Here is a 19,511-nt window from a genome sequence, read left to right on the forward strand (position 1 = left end):
GATTAACTTCCTAGATGTACTTGGTGGGGTGCATACAAATTATCTGCTGAAAAAAAAGCGCATAAAGTTGAAGAAATAGGGGAAGAGATTGAAAATAATAAAATGCCATTAGATTCTTATGTTTGGTTGCATAAGGAGGCCAAGCTTACTGAAGCACAAAAACAACTTCTATTAGATTGGGTAAAAAATTACCAGCCTAAATAGCTAATAGAATAAAGATGCTGCAACAGGGACATAGGTTAAACATAAAATGATTGCCCCGATAATTGCGAAACTAAAGGCCAGGGCCATTGGTCTAAACATTTTACCTTCGACATTGGTAAGGGAAAGAATAGGCAGGAATACAATCAGAATAATTACTTGTCCAAAAATGGCAGACCCCATCATTTTAGAAGCGCTTACAAAAGTAGCCTGATCGTTTAGATTACGAATTTCTTCTTTATTTAGCTGGTTGTATTTTCTAAAGCGCTGTGTAATTTCGAAAGCACAATATTCTACGATAATTACGGCACCATCTATGATAATTCCAAAATCAATTGCGCCTAAACTCATGAGGTTAGCATCAATTTTAAAAATATACATCATAGTAAGTGTAAATAAAAGACAAAGTGGAATTACGGAGGCAACGATAATTCCAGAGCGAATATCTCCCAGAATTAGTACCACTACAAAAATCACGATGATAAATCCTAAAACCAGATTTTCGGTAATTTTAAACGTAGTTTTACTTATAAGTTCACTTCGATCTAAAAAAGGATTAATTTTAACCCCTTCGGGTAAATTAGATTGGATTTCTGCCACCCGTTCTTTAACCGAATTGATCACCTTTTGTGAGTTAGCGCCTTTTAACATCATTATTTGGCCCAATACTTTTTCGCCTTCATCATTCCCGGTAATTGCACCGTATCTGGGTGCATGCCCAAAGTCTACCTGTGCAATGTCCTTTATATAAATTGGCTTATCACCTTTAATGCTAACTACGGTATTTCTAATCTTATCTAAGGAATCGATTTTACCATCTCCACGAATAAATAAGACCTGATCGTTTTTCTCGATATATCCACCTCCAGAAATACTATTATCAGCCTGTAGGGCCGTTAGAATATCTGAAATTTTGATATTTAAAGCGCTAAGTTTGGCCGAATTTATAGCAACTTCATACTGCTTTAAATAACCACCCCAGGTATTAATTTCAACAACTCCGTCGATACCCGAAAGTTCTCTTTTTACAATCCAATCCTGAATGCTCCTTAATTGGGTAGCATCATATTGATCTTCATACCCGGGTTCGGTTTCTAACATATACTGATAAATTTTCACCAAGACCAGTCATTATAGGAGAGCCAATGTCTTTAGGAATACTTTCTTTAGCCGCATTAATTTTTTCTGAAATAAGTTGGCGTGGTAAGTAGGTGCCTAAAGATTCGTTGAAGACGATCGTAACAACTGAAAGTCCGAATTTAGAAACCGATCGAATTTCTTTCACTCCCGGCAAATTGGCTATTTCTAGCTCTATGGGATACGTGATATATCGCTCCATATCCTGTGTAGATAGATTTTGAGAAGTGGTGATAACCTGAACCTGATTATTGGTAATATCTGGCACTGCCCCAATAGGAATATTATTCAGTGAGTACATTCCCACCCCTATGAGAATTGCGGTAAATATTCCAACAAGAATCTTATTTTTTAAACTGAACCTAATAATCTTCTGAAGCATTTTCTAAATAAATTTAAGAGCAATTTGCATTTTTGCTCTTAGTAATCACTAAGGCAATACTTAATATTCGCTTAAAAAAATGTTCATTTTTAGGGAACTAGCTGTTTCAAAGCGACTTTATTAATCGATAATTCAAATAAGCTTCTTTTGTAAGCATTAAAGCCATTTTATGTGAAGTCTATGTTATAGTAATTCCTGATATTTGTTTTTTTTAGTTTTAATAATGGAAGCAAGACATCGACATCGTATCGCCTTAAGTATCTGTTTTTTTGTTAGTGGAATTTCATTTTCTACCTGGGCCTCCAGGATTCCATCTGTTAAAGAATTATACAATCTTAGTGAAGCCGAATTGGGAAGCTTGCTTTTAGTGATGCCTTTTGGTAATATCGTAGGTTTACCAATTTCGGGATGGCTGGTATCAAAATTCGATAGTCGTAGTCCGCTTTTTGCCGGGATCGTTCTTATTTCTATGTCTTTAGCCGGGATTGGCTGGTCTACCAATATTTATACTTTAATGCTGAGTATGTTCTTTTTTGCTTTTGCAATGCGAATAATGAATATCTCGATGAACACCCAATCGATAAGTTTACAAAAATCTTTTCTTCGGAAGATTATAGGTTCATTCCATGCAGCATGGAGTTGTGGTGGGATCATTGGTGTAGCGCTATCTACTTTTATGGTGAAATTTAATGTAGCAATGCCAATTCATCTTAGTATAGTCGCTGCCGTGAGTTTAGTTTGTATAGGTAGTAGTTTTAGTTTTTTACTTAGTGGAGATAAAACAACTGGTGGTAGTAAACTAAAATTAGGAAAACCAGATGGCTATATTTTTATTTTAGGATTAATGGTATTTTTTGCCTCTTTGTGTGAAGGCGGAATGTTTGATTGGAGCGGTGTTTATTTTAAAGAAGTGGTTGGTGAAGAGATCTTTACATTAGGCTATCTAACTTTTATGGTTTTTATGGCGATTTCTCGTTTCTGCTCAGATCTGGTGATAGAAAAAATAGGGATGCCAAAAACATATATTATCAGTTCTTTAATGGTTGTTTTTGGCGTTTTAACGGTGGTTTTATTTCCTTATTTCTGGCCGGCTTTAATTGGTTTTAGCGTAGTTGGTTTAGGGATTGCAGCAGTAATGCCAATGACGATGGGCCTTGCAGGAGAATCACCAAAATATAGCCCTGGGATGGCAATTTCTATCGTAACAACATATAGTGTAACGGGAATGCTACTTGGGCCGCCATTAGTTGGTTATTTAGCCGAATTACTCGGTTTGAAGATCGCTTTTTTGCTGTTTCTTATCGCCGGATTAATGCTTTATCCTATTTCAAGAAGATTTTTTAAAAGACAGGAAAAACTTCAAAATGGTTAATCATGGTTAACAATTTTAGCTTTGATAACGGCCGGAGTAATAGAAGTTTTTTCATGTAAAAAGCTTTTACGCTTTTCATCTTTAAAATTAAAAAACATAAGAAGCAGGTAGAGCAAAAGCAGAAAGCAAAGACTTAAAATTGAGATATTTTTTTTTAAGAAAGCCCTCATGCCTAGTCATTTGTTTCTATAAAATAAGCTTTACCGTCATTGTAACCTTCTATAAAAGCTTCTGAATTTTCATTCCAGTCTAATACGACGTTTAGCATGAAATAGCAGAAAAATCCGAACAATAGCAATTTAAGGTCTCTTTTGGTGATCTTTTGCATCATTGGTTGGTTATAGGTTGTTTAAATCAATAGGATTATAAATTTAAAGTATTTTTAACAACTTAAAAAAGGGGATTATTCCCCTTTTTTAGTTGTTAATCACTAATCTAGTATTCTTGTTTTTGCATTAGAAACTCTTCATTCATTTTATCGAATCGTACTCCGCTGGTTCTGCCATTATCCACTTCAAATCCTATAATTTTATCTTTACTGTTTCGTATAAATTTTATGGCCTGAACAGGAAAACCTGTGGCAAAGCTATCTTCGGTGGTATATTGTAATTTCAAATTTTCGGGAAATAGAAAGCTGGAAATTTCTAATTGATCGTTTTTTAAATTGATGTGGTAAATGGTTTCAATTTCGCTACTATAAAAACTTCCTGCGAAATTTTTTAGGTCTACATTTTCCGAAGTTTTTATTTTTTTCGCTTTATGCAATCCGTTTTGGATTAAGGTTAAAGAATCTGCCGTTCCATTATCATTTAGATGAAATTTAACCCGAGCATTAACTCCTTTTATTTTGAATAACGAGTCCGATTCGGCAATAAGATCTAATTCCGGTTGTCCCGTAGCCTGAGTATAAATTCGGTCTTCATCTTTCATAAAAGTCATTACGAAGGTTTTCATTTCTTCTAAAGCATATTTGCCCAAAAGTTTATCAAATTTTGAGGTTTCGTAGACAAAATCTTCTGAGTTTTTATCTGAAGAGATCTTGGTTGCGGTATGAATACCATTTTGCATCAACGTTAAACTATTAGCAGTACCATCTTCATTCAGGTTAAATTTTACACGTGCTTCTATACCTTTAATTTTAAAAACCGAATCAGATTCGGCAATAAGATCTATTTCAGGCTGTCCGGTAGCCTGGGTATAAATTCGGTCACCTTCCTTCATAAAACTCAGGATAAAATCGGGAGATTCATCTAGGGCATACTCACCTAATAGTTTTTCAAACTTTGCAATGTTATATTCACCTTCTTTTAAAGTCTTAGCATCATTAAACTCATTTTCAAAATAAATATCGGCTATTTTATTAGCTATTCCTGCACTGTTGAAAGATGCATTATTACTTTCAGTAATTACAGCAGCATCAAATTCTGGGAAATACATAAGCATAGACCGGTGCGCAGCATCAGCGCCACCGTGATGAATTCTGGTTTTGTTATGGTATTTATCGATGGAAAGTCCAAATCCATAATCCAATGTATCCCCATCTTTTAATACAAATGCTGTGGTCATGGTCTTATAAATTTCTTCACCCCCCAATTGATGAGACTTGAAATTTTGGATCCAATTTTTTAAGTCTGGTAGTGTGGTATAAATTCCGCCCGCACCACGAGAATATTGTAAATCTTCAACTTCTACATATTTACCAGAGTCTCCAATTTTATAACCAGCGGCTCGATTTGGAATAATTTCGTCATTAGAAGCTCTAACACGAGTATCCTTCATATTTAAAGGTTCAAAAATATTTTCTTTCATCCATTGTGGAAAAGGGGTATCGGTAACTCGCTCTACTACCAGGCTAAGTAAAATAAACCCGGTATTGTTATAATTGAATTTTGTTCCCGGTTCGTTTTGTAATTTTGGTTGATTTTGGATGCTTCTAATAATTTGTTCTTCACTAATAGGGAGGGTAAGATCACTCCCGGTAAGGCTAAAAAGATTTAAAAATTCACGATATCCGTTGGTATGGGTTAAGAAGTTACGCAGCGTCACTTTCTGTTCAAATTCGGGTAATTCAGGGATATATTTTCGAATATCATCATCAATATTTAATTTTCCCTGCTGCTGCAACAACATAATAGCCATGGCGGTAAATTGCTTAGAAGTAGATCCTATGTTTGTTGGCGTTGAGGTTTTAAACGGAATCTCATAGCTAAGATTCGACATCCCGTAGGCTTTTTCTAAAAGTGTTTTACCATCTTTCAATACCAAAACTTCGGCTCCCGGAATATCACCGGAATAGCCTATAAGTAATTGATCTACTTTTCCCTCTGGTGTTTTGGCCAGAGGCTCGGCTGTTAAGATCTCTATGCTAAAGGCACCAGAATCTTTTTTAAAAGGAGCTACTTCCAAACGATAATCGCCTTTTTTATTGGTGGTAAAACTGAAGAAGTCCGGGCCTTTTCCGGTTTCGTCAAATTCTTCTAACAATTTATTTTCTTCAGAATATAGTTTAATAATACCGTCAACACTGTTTTGGTCGATTTTACCGTAAACAAAGTAAGCAGAATCCAACGCTATCGTAAAGTATTTAGAATCTTCTGAAGTTTCTAATTGTGCTGAGATAGGTTGATTTAGCTTTAAATTTTGACTTTGGGCAGGTAGGAGTGTAGCTTTTAGTAAAATAAATGCAAAGCATAATAACTGTCGTTTTTTCATGATTGATGGTTTAAGTAAGACCGCATTGGCCATTTATTAATCCCTCGTTGATTGGGTAACTTATCGAGGTTTTTAAAGAGATGTATACCTATACGACGACCAATATTATAATTGGTTACAAAATAATTTTTTTCAATTATAACCGTTATATATTACGTTTTGCGATTTAAAGATTCTTAGACTCACCTTAAAGTAGATATAATCTAATTAAAATATAATGAAAAATAATTATTTCCTATTTGCAATTTTAGCGGTTTTCTTCTTTTCCTGTAGCGATGATGATCATGAGACGAGATTTTCTGAAGTTTCTGATAATTACTTTGTTAACGATCCAACCACTTCAGAGTATAACCTTGAAGAATGGCAGGATCTTATAGGTATTCCTTTTTATGTAAAAGCCGTGGCTTCTAATACCTATTTATCTACAAAAGGATCAGATAATAAGTTGACATTAACCGATTTTGATGAAGAAAATGAACAACTATTATTTGGCATTTCAGAAAAGGATGAGGTTTCAAGGTCACTTTCATTAATTTCGGTAATAGAAATGGAAAATATCGGAGTACAATCAATGAACTCTAAAGAAGAGTTATTAGTTCCTGTAATTTTCGATGCTGCTGAAAATAATACACTTCAGGATACTCAATATTGGCGTTTAATAGCTAGTGAAAACAATCATTATTCATTAATTGAAAATGCTACATTAGGTGAAAATGAGAAAAATTTTGTTTTAGAAACGGCAGAAAATTCGATTTATCTTTCTTCAAAAAAAGATACGCAAAATCAACAATTTGAAATTATTCCCAAAGGTGATTTTGAAATTGAAAATATACAATTTGATACTGAAGCCGGAAAAGTTATGAATAGTGAGTGGATAACATTTTCTAAGGATACGGTAACTAACCCTACCAATGAATTTAAGGAAGTAACTGTTTATGATGAATATCCTGATACGCTACATGCTTCTTTTATCGAAAATAACCAACAAGTTTTAATGCCTTTAAAAAATAATCAAATAGAAATACGATTGCCTGCTATTGAAGTCATTCACGATGAAATCAACGTTAGTCATGGCTGGGATAAAATGATAACATATGCTGAAAATAGTGAGTGGAAAAGAAATGTTGGGATCTCAGGTCAATCTGACCTCAAAATTCCACCACAAACAGAGTATGAGATCACTTGTAATATCAACATGTATACTATTGAAGTACCTTATGAAATTACCTATAAAGATCAATCATCTGGTGCAAGTTTCAGAAAAAAGGGTATTTGGACAACCGAATTTTATTATGAATCAGAAACTAAATTAAATGAAATTAATAAATAAGTTTATATACTTTCCCGCCGCAGTACCTGTAGCGGCGGGTTTTTTATTACACTACGGCTATTTGCCAATCCAATAATTAAAACCAGTAAAGTAATCCCCGGGAATAAAATTCCAAACGGAATCCAGGATGGAATAAAGGTGGTTTCAAAAGCCAACCAGGCTAATAATAAACTACTTATTAGTGATAATAAAATTCCACTTAAACTTCCCAAAACCCCCAAATAAATATATTCTAGGGCTGCAATCTTAAGAATCTGGTTACTTTTAGCACCTATTGTTCTAAGCAGGACACTCTCTTTAATGCGTTGATATTTACTGGTTCTAACCGCACCTAATAGAACAATAATTCCCGTAAGAATACTAAAAAAGGCCATAAAATTGATGATCCAACTTATTTTGTCCAGTAATCCTTCGATTATGCTCAATACCTGGCGTAAATCTAAAATCGAAATGTTTGGATAATTTTTGACTAATAATTGCTGAATTTCAGCCGACTTTTGTGCATCGGGGACCTTTGTCGTTATGACATGAAATTGTGGTGCCTGCTCCAAAACACCTTTTGGAAAAACAATAGAAAAGTTAGTCTGCATCCGTCCCCAATCGACCAGTCGGGTACTGGCAATTTTCGTTTTCATTAAAACACCCTGTACATTAAAAGTGACCTGATCGCCAACTTCAACCTGAGCATCTTCAGCAAAATTTGTACTTACCGATATCGGGATCATTTCAGGATTTTCAACTTCAGCAATCCACTCTCCATTTTCAATACTTTCCGAAGCAATTAAAGAGTCCCGGTAGGTCACACGAAACTCATGGCTTAAAATCCACCCGTTAATAGTAGAAATGCTGTCTTCTCGAATCTCATTTACCGATCTTCCCTTAATATTTTGCACGCGCATCGTAACGATTGGGATATCTTCGATTACAGGTAAATCCTGCGAAGCTATAGTTTTAGACACGTTTTTCGTCTGGCCTGTTTGTACATCCAGCAAAATCATATTGGCACTGGTGTCGTTATTATCTAAGGTAGCCTGTGCGAGTAATAAATCTTTACTAAAATAAAGTGTACTGATTAAAAAAGTACCAATGCCAATTGCCAAAATCAGGATCAAGGTCTGGTTTTGTGGTCTGAATAAATTCCGAAGGGATTGTCGTGAAACAAAACTCCAGGATTCAGGGAAAAATTTTCGGATAAGATTCATAAATACCTTAGCAATACCGGCTAAAATCGCAAAAGTGACTAATACACCAGTAATGAATGACAATGCATATTGCCAGTTTCTAAGGAGCCAAAATGAGAAGAGGAATAAAAATAAAATAATCAATATTGAAATTCCTAAAAGTGCTTTTCGTGATTTTGAACTCGTATTTTCCTGAACACGTAAAACCTGAAGCGGTGATACGTAAAGTGTACCTACAAGAGGGTACAATGCAAATAAAACAGACATTAAAATACCCAATACGATTCCGGCTAAAATTACTCTTGGTGAAATCGATAAAGCTATTTGTAGCGGGAGTAAACCTTCTAAAATTATCGGAAAAGCATATTGTAAAATTACGCCTAGAATACTTCCTAAAATTCCGCTTAAAAATCCTATAAAAGCAACCTGAATCAAGAAGATTAAAAAACTTTGTTTTCTAGAAGCCCCCAGGCATTTTAGCACCGCAACCGATTTTAATTTTTCCTTGATGTAAATATTAATTGCGCTGGCAATTCCCACACAGCCCAATAATAAAGCAATAAAAGCAACAAGATTTAGGAACTTTCCGAAGTTTTCATAACGTTTACCTAATCGCTCACTGGTTGATAGATGGGTGTCAAGATCGGCATCTTCTTGCTTTAATTGGGGGACAATTTTTTCATCTAAAAGTTTAAGATTGGTATTTTTATCGGCTAGAAAATAATAGTCGTAATTAATACGGCTTCCGGTTTGTATGAGTCCGGTTTGCTCTATAAATTTATACGGAATAATCACCGGTGGCGCTATCGCTCCAAAAAGTGAAGAACTACCGGGAGCCTGCTTTAATTCTCCTAAAATAGGGAATATGATGTCGCCAATTTTAATACTATCACCTACTGCAATGTCGAGCTGAAGCATCACAGTAGCATCTACTAAAGCGCCATTTTGATTTTGGTAGTCTGAAGCTGCAGATTTAGGTGTGGTTTCCAGTTCTCCATAAAAAGGAAACCCCTTATCAATACCACGAACGCTTACAAATTTTGTTCCTGTCTTGTTAGGAAAAGCAGCCATGGAGGCAAAACTAATTTCGCGTGAATCGATACCCAGAGAATCCATGATTTCAGTTACCCGCTCGCTTGGCGGATGATTCATATCTATGGTATAATCGGCACCCATCAGGGATTTAGATTGTAACGCAATATTATCCTGTAAATTTTCTCCAAAAGATTGAATAGAAACCACGGCGGCAATTCCCAAAACAATAGAAGCCATAAAAAGCAAAAGCTTGCGTTTACTGGCCTTTCCATCTCTCCAGGCCATTTTTAGCAGCCAGGAAAATCCTGGTTGTTGAGTCTTAATTTGCTGCATTTAAATCCCTGTTTTCTGGTCAGATACTATTTTCCCACCCTTAATTTCTAAAATATGCTGGGTCATTTTGGCCAATTCCATATCATGAGTTACAATCACCAAGGTGGTGCCTAGCTCGGCATTTAAATCAAATAATAACTGAATTACTTTTTTCCCGGTTTCAGCATCCAGATTTCCGGTAGGTTCATCAGCAAAAAGAATTTCAGGATCGTTAGAAAAAGCTCTGGCTAAAGCTACCCGTTGTTGCTCTCCGCCAGAAAGTTGTGAAGGATAATGATTCATTCTATGGTCTAAACCTACTTTCTTCAGTAATGCTTTAGCTTTTTCTGTAGCCTGTCTGTTTCCTTGTAATTCTAACGGAACCGCCACATTTTCTAATGCGGTAAGTGTGGGTAATAATTGAAAATTTTGAAAAACAAACCCCACTTTTTGATTCCGTAGCGAGGCCAGGTCATCTTCAGAAAGACTGCTTAATTTTATGCCACATAATTCGATTTCACCCTTGTCAATCTGGTCTAAACCTGCGCAAAGTCCCAATAAAGTCGTTTTTCCGCTACCCGATGGGCCAACGATCGCAAAGGTTTCTTTGGCTTCAACTTCGAAATTAATATCATGCAAAATCTGGAGTTTTTTACTTCCGCTGTCGTAGCTCTTCTCCAGGTTGGTAAGGTTTAATATCTTTGTCATTGTATGCTGTGGGGCTCTAAAAATTAGATGTTATGTTTTTATTGGCATCGCCAAAAGGATATAATAACCCAAGGTTCTTGATTCAGTATTTTTAAAAACAGAATATTCAAGAACGTACAAAATAAGAAATGATTTTAAGACCATTAAAGTTTATCGAATAAACTTACTAACCTGGCAACAGAATGATAGAGATATTTAAGGTTTCAAAAAGTGATTATCTGGAACTTTTAAAAATTTGGGAAGAATCAGTTAGGGCTACGCATCACTTTTTAAAAGAGGACGATATTGCGTATTTTAAACCCTTAATTTTGAATACGTATTTTGCTGCCGTACACTTGCGTTATACGAAAGCTGAAAATGGAAAAATCACCGGTTTTATAGGTTGTGCAGATAAAGGGATTGAAATGTTGTTTTTGGCTCCTGAATATCGTGGGCAGGGGATTGGTAAGGTTTTAGTTGAATTCTCCATAGCCGAATTTGATATCGAAAAGGTAGACGTAAACGAAGATAATGAGCAGGCACTGGGATTTTATACCAAAATGGGTTTTAAAGTCGTTGAACGCTCTGAAAAGGATGGATTGGGAAAACCTTATCCTATCTTGCATATGAAACTAAAAAATAAAATTGACCATGAAATTAGCCAATCTTAATAGCCTGATATTAGCGATTTTTTGCCTTATTTTTTTTAATTCCTGCAAAAACGAAGAAAAGCAGTCTGGGTCTTCTTCTGAAAAAGTTTCTACTCAAACGGCTTCTGAAGAAGATAAAGCTGAAGAAGCGCCAGTCGTGTTATTTTTTGGAACCAGTTTAACCGCAGGTTTAGGCTTGGATACTACAGAAGCATATCCGGCGCTGATTCAGAAAAAAATGGATTCACTGGGGATGGATTATAGCGTGGTGAATGCAGGATTAAGTGGTGAAACCACCGCAAGTGGATTAAACCGACTTGATTGGGTTTTTAAGCAAAATGTGGATGTTCTGGTGATTGAACTTGGGGCCAATGATGGTTTACGTGGTGTGTCGTTAAAGGAAACCAAGAGTAATTTAGAACAGATTATTAATACGGCAAGGGAGAAAAACCCTGAAGTAAAAATTATTCTGGCCGGAATGCAAATTCCCCCAAATATGGGAGAGGAATATACCTCTGAATTTAGATCACTTTTCCCTGATTTAGCAGAGCAATATAATTTAGAGCTTATTCCTTTTTTATTGGAAGGTGTTGCCGGAGATCCAAAATTAAATCAGGAAGATGGTATTCATCCCACAGCCGAAGGGCAACAAATTCTGGCGAATAATGTCTGGAAATTATTGAAAGAAGATCTATAATGAGCACTGAACAATAAGCAATAAACGATAAACAATGAGTAGAGTTGAGCGTTAGTTAGACCGCAATAAAACTTAGCCAATACATCTATTTTTATGTTGAGATCGATCTCTCTGCTTCTGGCACGATGGGATTGTGAGCTTATGGTCGATGTAGACAATTTACAATTAGCAAAAATCTGTCAACCGGGAATTGTATGTTATAAATCCTTAATTTGAAAATGTATTGATTTGATAATTGAGAATCAAGACACAGGATCCAGTAATCCGGATAAGGTATTGAATTATGAATTTTCGTTATTTTGACCAGATCGTAGCAGAATGGAGAAATCTTTTTTATGAATAAAACTGTGGCAATACGGTAATTTGAAAATCGATCTTTCTTTAAACCTTCAACTTTTCAACTTTCCACTTTAAAAACATCAACCTCAAGATCAAAAAAAATCCGACTATAAATTAGCCGGATCTCATTGTTCAAAAAATTAAACGTCAACTTATAATTTTCTCACCCAAATATTTCTAAATTGAACTTTGGTACCGTGATCTTGTAAAGCAATAACATCTTCTTCGTGCGCCTCAGGGTAATTATGTAAACCAATATAAAGGGTTAAGCCTTGTATAGTTGTGTTGTTTTGTACGACCACGCCATTATGGAGCACGGTAATTTTTGCCTTTTGGTCTATTTTGCCATCTTTAAAACGTGGAGCAGTGTAAATCACATCGTATACATTCCATTGATCTGGAGAACGCATGGCATTAACTAGTGGTGGCGCATCTTTATAAATACTTCCTGCCTGGCCATTGCTATAAGAGCGGTTATTGTAGGAATCTAAAATTTGTAACTCGTATCGGTTTTGAAGAAACAATCCGCTGTTTCCTCGTCCTTGTCCTGAATTTTCTACCTTATCGGGAGCACTCCATTCAATATGAATTTGTGCATCGCCAAACTTCATTTTCGTCTGGATGCCGCCGGAGCCTGGAACAACTTCAAAATAACCATCTTTTATAGCCCAGGGAGCTGCTTTTTCGGTATCAGCCTGACTTACCCATTGATCTAAATTTTCACCATCAAAAAGTATGATAGCATCTGAAGGTGCATCACCCGGTTTTTCACCCGGAGTAATTTTACTAACCTGGGGTTCCCAAATTTCAGTCATTTCTGGTTTCATGGGCATAGGAGATACTTCTGGCGGTGTATTAGGCGCATCAACCTGGGCAAAACCAATACCGTAACATCCTATACCAAATAATAATAGTGTGGTTATTTTAAGTTTTTTCATATTCTTAAAAAAAGAGTTTGATTAAATTTCTTCTGAAATATAAAGAATAAGTAATAAAAAGCCTTTAAAAATTATAGAATTATAAAAACAGAAATGAAAATAGTCTAATAAACAGAAATATAATCAACCCAATCTCATGAATATTTGAATGGAAAATATTAGAAGTTGGATTATAATAAAGCTCCTTAAAAATATATGAGAATGTCCTGTTTAATTTAAATCAATTCCAAATAGCTAATATTTAATAGCGTTTAAGAAAAATTTTAGTAATTTTTATAAAAAATTATGTCATGGCGAAATTCAATCTTAATATCAACGGTGAAGAGAAAACCGTAGATGTAGACCCTAATACCCCGCTATTATGGGTTTTGAGAGATCATTTACATTTAGTAGGAACTAAATATGGCTGCGGAATTGCCCAATGTGGCGCCTGTACGGTTCATTTTAATGGTGCTGCAGTACGTTCTTGCCAGCTACCGATTTCTTCTTTAGAAGGAAGTAAGATAAAAACTATCGAGGGTTTGTCTGAAAATGGAGATCATCCAGTACAACAGGCCTGGTTAGACATAGACGTTCCGCAATGCGGTTATTGCCAGGCCGGGCAAATTATGTCGGCTTCTGCATTGTTGGAAAGCAATCCAAATCCAACAGATGAAGAAATAGAAAATACCATGAATGGTAATATTTGTCGATGCGGCACTTATAGCCGAATTAAAGCGGCGATCAAAGCTGCTTCAAAATCTCAAATAGCCTAATTTAACCTCAGAGAAATGACAAAGAAAAGTACAACAGTTAATAGAAGGTCTTTTATAAAGAGTGTTGGTATTGCCGGTGGTGGTTTGCTTATTGGTTTTAACTGGCTGGCCTGTAAGCGCAGTGAAGAAGTTGCTGTGGGAGAAACGGCCTTAGAGATGCCCGATGAGTGGTTTGAACTTAACGGCTACTTAAAAATAGGCGATAATGGAGTGGTGACAATTTATTCTCCAAATCCTGAAATTGGTCAGAATGTAAAAACCTCGATGCCAATGATGGTGGCTGAAGAACTTGATGTAGACTGGAATAATGTGATCGTAGAACAAGCGCCTTTAAATACTGAATTATACTCAAGACAGCTTGCCGGTGGTAGTCAATCAATTCGCCAGGGTTGGGAACCGCTAAGAAGAGCAGGAGCAACAGCAAGATATATGCTATTGGAAGCTGCTGCGAAGCAACTGGAAGTTCCGGTGGAAGAACTAAGCGTGGAAGACGGAATTATTTCGCATTCGGGTAGCGATAAGAAAATTTCGTACGGAGAGATTGCCAAAGCTGCCGCTGAGATTGAAATTCCAGAGGAAGAGCAGGTTATTTTAAAGTCCAAAAACGATTTTAAAATTATAGGTTCTTCAAGAAAAAATGTAGATGCTAAAAAGATCGTAACCGGGCAACCGCTTTTTGGCTTAGATACTTATAAAGAAGGAATGCTAACGGCCATGATCGTTCATCCTCCAAAATTTGGAATGGAATTTAAATCGATGGATGCCGATAAAATTAAAGAAATGCCAGGCATTAAAGATGTCTTTACCATCGATACTTATCCAGAAGGGCTCCAAAAACAATGGAGTGATGTTTCTGCCTTCAGTAAGTTGGTTGTTGTTTTAGGAGAATCGACCTGGCAGGTCATGCAAGCCAAAAAAGCTTTAAAAGTAGAATGGGATTTAAATCCTGAGCTGACAAAAAAGATTGAAATTCTTGAAAAATCAGCAGGAATGGGAGAGGTAAGTGGTTTAGAGAGTTCAGCAATACATACTTCTTTAATGGCTGATGTTGGATCTAAAAAAGCGGAAACAATACGAAAAGACGGTGATCCGGAAACTGCTTTTAAAAAAGCAACAAGAATTATAGAACGCTCCTATACCTGTCCGTTTTTAGCGCATAACTGCATGGAACCCATGAACTTTTTTGCCAATGTCACCGAGGATAAAGCCGAATTATTAGGCCCTATTCAAACTCCCGAATATGCTGAGAAAACCATCCAGTCCCGCTTAGGTTTAGACCTTGAGAATATAGATATCCAAATGACAAGGATGGGTGGCGGTTTTGGGCGTCGTTTATATGGTAATTTTCTGGTAGAAGCGGCGGTAATATCTCAAAAAGCAGGCGCACCGGTTAAGTTGGTGTATTCCAGAGAAGATGACATGACAGATGGTGTTTATCGCCCGGCATATCACGTAACTTATAGAGCTGCTTTAGATGCTAATAATAAGATCACTGCATTTCATGTTAATGCAGGGGGAATAAAGGAAAGTCCGTTATTCGCCAATCGCTTTCCTGCCGGAGCAATTGAAAATTATTTAGCCGAAAGCTGGACCTTGGATAGTAATATTTCAATAGGAGCATTTAGAGCGCCAAGGTCTAATTTTATAGCCGGAGCCGAGCAATCATTTTTAGATGAGTTAGCGGAAGAAACCGGTCAGGATCCAATTCAGTTTAGGCTAGATCTATTGAAAAAAGCCAAGGAAAGTCCGGTAGGGGAAAACAATGATTATGATGCGACTCGTTTTGCCGGCGTGCTAGAAATGGTAAGAGATAAATCGGGTTGGGGAAGGCAAGACCAAAATAGTAATCGCGGAATTTCAGCTTACTATTGTCATAACTCGTATGTGGCTCAGATCTTAGATTTAAGAGTCCAAAATAACGAACCGATTATCGATAAAGTAGTTTGCGCGGTAGATTGCGGAATTGTAGTAAATCCTGATGCCGCTAAAAATATGGTAGAAGGCGGAACCATAGATGGTATTGGGCATGCATTATATAGTAAGATTAGTTTTGAAGACGGTATGCCGCAACAAAGTAATTACGATACTTATCGTTTAATACGACATAAGGAAGCACCAAAAAGTATCGAAGTATATTTTATCGAAAATGGAATCGATCCAACCGGATTGGGAGAACCACCATTTCCGCCGGTTATTGGAGCGCTGGCTAATGCTTTATATAAAGCTACCGGAAAACGTTTCTACGATCAGCCTTATATCGCCGGGCTTCAGGGCGAATTAAAAACATAAGCTTATAAATAACGCTGATTAGTTTACGATTTTTAGAGACTGTTTTTTCTATGCAGAAAAAGAAATATAACTCTATTAAACTAATCAGCGCTACTATTTTTATCCTTTGGGGTTTTATTCTAGTTAAATTATAAAATATCATCAATTTTGATATTTAACATTTTCCTCTTGAGATTTTATTAAAACAGATTCTATTTTCAACTAATTTCGCGATCAGAATGAAATTAGAAGAAAAAGTAAGGGCAGTCGAAAGTTTATTCGAAACCCTTTCAGAAGAGCTTGATACTTTTCAGGCTCAGGCTGGGTTTAGTTGCGCTACCGGATGCGGGAAATGTTGCGAAAAACCAGGTATTCAAGCATCACCACTAGAATTTTTACCATGGGCATTTCAGTGCTTTTTATCAGGAAAAGCTGAAGAAACTTTGGATCACCTAAATTTATCGACTGTCGAAATTTGTCATTTATATAAAACCTTGAGTTTGGAGAGTGGTTCTGGCAGATGTACAGCGTATCATGAGCGCGGTTTGGTTTGCAGGCTATTTGGCTATGCAGCGCAACGTGATAAACTGGGGAAACTTCAGTTGGTAAGTTGTAAATTATTAAAGCAGCAATCAGTGGCTTTTCAGAAAACATCGCAGGCGATTCAGGAAAATTTACCGGTACCGGTTTTTAGCGATTATTATTTACAATTGGCGCAAATCGATTTTAATTTAGGAAGAAAAATAATTCCTATTAACAAAGCGATGAAACTGGCTTTAGAAGAAGTTTTACAGTACTACTCCTACCGTCCCTTCCCAATCAATTGGAAAAGAATCGCTTAGGATTTTACCTAATATTGATTTAAAAGGATAGCTTTTTTTAAAATTTAAACTTGTGAATATCTAATCTTAGGATTGCTTTCCTAGCAAACTTTAAATTTTATTTTTGCGCTTTTAAAATTCAAGACATGAGCGTAATTTGGTATGAATGTAAGGTGAAATACAGAAAAACACACGAAACTGGCGAGCAGAAAGTGGTAACCGAAGTGTATCTGCTGGATGCAGTGTCTTATACTGAAGCTGAAACCAGAATTACTGAAGAAATGCAGAAGCTTACCAGTGAAGATTTTATGATTAAAAATATTAAAATCGCAAATTTCGCTGAGGTTCATCCTTTTGATAATTCAGATCGTTGGTTTAAATCTAAGGTTTCTTTAATCGCTATGGATGAAGAAAGCGGAAAAGAAAAAAAATCAAATAGTTATATACTGGTGCAGGCTAATGATGTAAAAGAGGCTTTTGAGAATACTACTAAGGCGATGGAAGAAACCATGGGTGATTATAGTATACCATCGATTGTAGAATCACCTATTTTAGATGTATTTCCGTATTTTACTGGAGAAGAAGAGCAGCTGGAAAAATATAATATGATGGATGCTGTAGAAAGCTTAAGCGAAGAAGCACAACAGGAAGAGGCAAAACAGGAAGAAGCGTAGGTAAGCACATCGTCCAAACATAAGCTTCCTAATTTATAAGCTTATTAGGAACAATATAAAAAAGGCCTTTCAATTTAATTATTGAAAGGTTTTTTTATGCAAAAAAAATAGAATTACAGGAGTTTGTTTTTTTAGAATTTTAAAGACTTAGCAAGAAAGATATGAAATAAGGCTATTTAAATGATGTAATTGTGTTAAATTTATATAATTTAAGAGAAAAATATAGGTTCATTTTGTATATAGTGTTAATATTATAACGGAGTTCTTAAGAATAGAAAACTAATAAAGAGATAAACAACTGTTTACGCTCTTTTCTTTTTTACCTGGGAAACCAATCATTAAAACGTTAGCCAACTCAAAACAAACTTAATTTATGAAAAGAAGAGACTTTGTCCAATTAACCGGAATGGGTTTAGGGGCCATGATGCTTCCTTTTTCTACTATGGGAAGTAATATTGCTGCTGAAGCCCTTTTGGAACCGGGATTAGATGTAGCTGCAAAAAAGATCCTTGCCGATGTAGCTTTAAATACTGCTAGAAATCTTGGAGCCAGTTATGCAGATGCTCGTATTGGGCGATATTTAAATCAATATGTTTTTACTCGTGAAGATAAAGTTCAGAATGTGGTGAATACCGAATCATTTGGTATAGGTATTCGGGTAATCGCTGATGGAACCTGGGGTTTTGCCTCTACCAATGACGTGACTGAAGACGGAATCAAGAAAGCGACCAGCCAGGCTGTTGCCATTGCAAAAGCGAATGCTAAAATTCAGAAAGAACCAGTGCAATTAGCACCGGTGGAGGCGTTTGGTGAAGTAAGCTGGAAAACTCCAATAAAAAAAGATTTTAAAGAAGTACCGGTGTCTCAAAAAGTAGAATTGCTCTTAGATGCGAATTCGGCCGCTATGAATAATGGAGCCAATTTTGTGAACTCCTCTTTGTTCATGGTGAACGAACAAAAATATTTTGCTTCTACAGATGGCTCTTATATCGATCAGGATATTCATAGAATTTGGCCTACTTTCGATGTAACCGCTATCGATCGTACAGCTGGAAAATTTAAATCTAGATCAGCTCTTAGTGCACCCATGGGAATGGGCTATGAATATTTAGATGGTTTAGAAAGCGAAAAATTAGTTGGTCCGGCCGGTTTAAAATTATATAGAAATAGCTACGATATTATAGAAGATGCCACTTTAGCGGCAAAACAGGCTAAAGAAATGCTTACAGCAGAATCTGTTCAGCCAGGAAAATATGATCTTGTTTTAGAACCTAACCATTTAGGACTTACTATACATGAATCTGTAGGACATCCGTTGGAGCTAGACCGGGTTCTTGGTTACGAAGCTAATTATGCGGGTACCAGTTTTGCTACTTTAGATAAATGGAAGTCTGGCGACTTTAAATATGGCAGTGATAAGGTAAATATCGTAGCAGATAAAACGCAACCTCATTCTTTAGGAGCTGTTGGTTACGACGACGAAGGAGTGAAAACCAAGAAATGGGATCTTATTAGAAATGGCATTTTAGTGAATTACGAAGCGATTAGAGATCAGGTTAAAATTATCGATCAAAACGAATCTCACGGTTGCTGTTATGCACAAAGCTGGAATGATGTTCAGTTCCAAAGAATGCCAAATGTTTCTTTAGAGCCGGGCAAAGAAAAATATTCGGTAGAAGAAATGATAAAAGATGTAGAAAAAGGGATTTATATCGCAGGTCGCGGCTCGTATTCTATCGATCAACAGCGATATAATTTCCAGTTTGGAGGTACCGTCTTTTACGAAATTAAGGACGGAAAAATCGTAGGGATGCTAAACGATGTTGCTTACCAGTCAAACACTCAGGAGTTCTGGAATTCCTGTGTGAAGATCTGTGACGAGAGCGATTATCGTTTATTTGGTTCGTTCTTCGATGGGAAAGGTCAGCCATCACAGGTTAGTGCCGTTTCTCATGGTAGTTCTACTTCACGATTTAAAGATGTAAATGTGATCAATACAGGAAGAAGCATCTAAGATTCT

At 36.2% G+C, this 19,511-nt stretch carries 14 protein-coding genes and 2 pseudogenes; 10 read left to right on the forward strand and 6 right to left on the reverse strand.

From position 1 onward, the window contains the following. Nucleotides 1-36 precede the first annotated feature (36 nt). Nucleotides 37-204: pseudogene (locus ZPR_RS23185) on the forward strand (heme-binding domain-containing protein); the annotation flags it as partial. Nucleotides 205-210: 6 nt separating this feature from the next. On the opposite strand, the pseudogene ZPR_RS09160 reads toward ZPR_RS23185, so the two are convergent. Continuing rightward, a pseudogene (locus ZPR_RS09160) lies at nt 211-1,720 on the reverse strand (efflux RND transporter permease subunit); the annotation flags it as partial. Between the two features lie 223 nt (nt 1,721-1,943). On the opposite strand from ZPR_RS09160, the gene ZPR_RS09165 reads away from it, so the two are divergent. Next, nucleotides 1,944-3,092 (forward strand): MFS transporter, encoded by a 1,149-nt coding sequence (locus ZPR_RS09165; protein ID WP_013071358.1) that lies wholly within the window; start codon nt 1,944-1,946, stop codon nt 3,090-3,092. Nucleotides 3,093-3,264: 172 nt separating this feature from the next. Here the strand turns inward: ZPR_RS09165 and ZPR_RS23380 are convergent, their stop codons facing one another. Both ZPR_RS23380 and ZPR_RS09170 read right to left on the reverse strand, forming a co-directional pair. Continuing rightward, entirely contained in the window at nt 3,265-3,423 is a 159-nt protein-coding gene (locus ZPR_RS23380; protein WP_013071360.1) for a hypothetical protein, read from the reverse strand. A gap of 104 nt (nt 3,424-3,527) precedes the next feature. After that, complete coding sequence (locus ZPR_RS09170; protein WP_041578805.1) at nt 3,528-5,804, reverse strand: serine hydrolase domain-containing protein; 2,277 nt, start codon at nt 5,802-5,804, stop codon at nt 3,528-3,530. 217 nt (nt 5,805-6,021) lie between these two features. On the opposite strand from ZPR_RS09170, the gene ZPR_RS09175 reads away from it, so the two are divergent. Continuing rightward, nucleotides 6,022-7,134 (forward strand): hypothetical protein, encoded by a 1,113-nt coding sequence (locus ZPR_RS09175; RefSeq protein ID WP_013071362.1) that lies wholly within the window; start codon nt 6,022-6,024, stop codon nt 7,132-7,134. Between the two features lie 2 nt (nt 7,135-7,136). Here ZPR_RS09175 and ZPR_RS09180 read toward each other — a convergent pair whose 3' ends face one another. Continuing rightward, nucleotides 7,137-9,683, reverse strand: coding sequence for an ABC transporter permease (locus tag ZPR_RS09180; protein ID WP_013071363.1), 2,547 nt, complete (start codon nt 9,681-9,683; stop codon nt 7,137-7,139). Continuing rightward, nucleotides 9,684-10,370, reverse strand: a complete 687-nt coding sequence (locus ZPR_RS09185) for an ABC transporter ATP-binding protein (protein WP_013071364.1) — start codon at nt 10,368-10,370, stop codon at nt 9,684-9,686. It lies immediately after the preceding gene. Nucleotides 10,371-10,552: 182 nt separating this feature from the next. On the opposite strand from ZPR_RS09185, the gene ZPR_RS09190 reads away from it, so the two are divergent. Together ZPR_RS09190 and ZPR_RS09195 are read left to right on the forward strand one after the other, a co-directional pair. Beyond that, on the forward strand, nt 10,553-11,020 hold the full coding sequence (locus ZPR_RS09190) for a GNAT family N-acetyltransferase (RefSeq protein ID WP_013071365.1): 468 nt from the start codon (nt 10,553-10,555) through the stop codon (nt 11,018-11,020). Then, nucleotides 11,001-11,696, forward strand: coding sequence for an arylesterase (locus tag ZPR_RS09195; RefSeq protein WP_013071366.1), 696 nt, complete (start codon nt 11,001-11,003; stop codon nt 11,694-11,696). The genes ZPR_RS09190 and ZPR_RS09195 overlap by 20 nt, the downstream gene beginning before the upstream one ends. Nucleotides 11,697-12,187: 491 nt before the next feature. On the opposite strand, the gene ZPR_RS09200 is transcribed toward ZPR_RS09195, so the two are convergent. Then, nucleotides 12,188-12,973 carry a 3-keto-disaccharide hydrolase gene (locus tag ZPR_RS09200; protein ID WP_013071367.1) on the reverse strand — a complete coding sequence of 262 codons (786 nt, stop codon included), beginning with the start codon at nt 12,971-12,973 and terminating at the stop codon, nt 12,188-12,190. A 290-nt stretch (nt 12,974-13,263) separates the two neighbouring features. Here ZPR_RS09200 and ZPR_RS09205 point away from each other — a divergent pair, with 290 nt between their 5' ends. From ZPR_RS09205 to ZPR_RS09225, 5 genes are all read left to right on the forward strand, one after another. Next, entirely contained in the window at nt 13,264-13,728 is a 465-nt protein-coding gene (locus ZPR_RS09205; RefSeq protein WP_013071368.1) for a (2Fe-2S)-binding protein, read from the forward strand. A gap of 15 nt (nt 13,729-13,743) precedes the next feature. Beyond that, the gene (locus ZPR_RS09210) at nt 13,744-16,017 is read left to right on the forward strand and encodes a xanthine dehydrogenase family protein molybdopterin-binding subunit (RefSeq protein ID WP_013071369.1); all 2,274 of its coding nucleotides are present in this window, start codon (nt 13,744-13,746) and stop codon (nt 16,015-16,017) included. A gap of 218 nt (nt 16,018-16,235) precedes the next feature. Further along, nucleotides 16,236-16,838, forward strand: coding sequence for a YkgJ family cysteine cluster protein (locus ZPR_RS09215; protein WP_013071370.1), 603 nt, complete (start codon nt 16,236-16,238; stop codon nt 16,836-16,838). A 125-nt stretch (nt 16,839-16,963) separates the two neighbouring features. Beyond that, entirely contained in the window at nt 16,964-17,491 is a 528-nt protein-coding gene (locus ZPR_RS09220) for a DUF4494 domain-containing protein (RefSeq protein ID WP_041578806.1), read from the forward strand. A gap of 373 nt (nt 17,492-17,864) precedes the next feature. Further along, nucleotides 17,865-19,505: a TldD/PmbA family protein gene (locus ZPR_RS09225; protein WP_013071372.1), complete on the forward strand. Its 1,641-nt coding sequence runs from the start codon at nt 17,865-17,867 to the stop codon at nt 19,503-19,505. Nucleotides 19,506-19,511 lie beyond the last annotated feature (6 nt).

It is taken from the genome of Zunongwangia profunda SM-A87 (assembly GCF_000023465.1).
GTDB lineage: Bacteria > Bacteroidota > Bacteroidia > Flavobacteriales > Flavobacteriaceae > Zunongwangia > Zunongwangia profunda.